The organism is Vibrio sp. 10N.222.46.A1 (assembly GCF_041473595.1).
In the GTDB taxonomy this organism is placed as follows: Bacteria; Pseudomonadota; Gammaproteobacteria; order Enterobacterales; family Vibrionaceae; genus Vibrio; species Vibrio tasmaniensis_A.
On the sequence record NZ_JBFRSN010001697.1, the window covers coordinates 1 to 302 of the forward strand.

The 302-nt window shown below is 48.7% G+C and carries 1 pseudogene; it reads right to left on the reverse strand.

Annotated features, from left to right (window positions below):
* Positions 1–302, reverse strand: a pseudogene (gene envZ, locus AB4496_RS28920) (two-component system sensor histidine kinase EnvZ); the annotation flags it as partial.

The following is a 302-nucleotide window of genomic DNA, read 5'->3' on the forward strand; positions in this document are numbered from 1 at the left end:
CCAATCGCACTTCGGTTTCAGATCCGAGCTCTTTGGTCATCTCCTCACTCATCAGGTCTATCGCGACCGCATGGTAGTACTCGCCCGACGCTTCACTGTCCTTGGCATGAACCGTAACCCCGAGCTGCTCAAGTACACGCTGACGCAGTGGCGCATCAATCTCGATATCACTGCCTTGGTCCAATACTAGGTTTAGTTCGTGAGCCAAAATTTTATTAAACTGCTGCAAACTCGGCATCAATGCATAATTGAACACCGCGTAATACGAAAAAATTTGGCTGGCAACCAACAGGGTTAAGAAG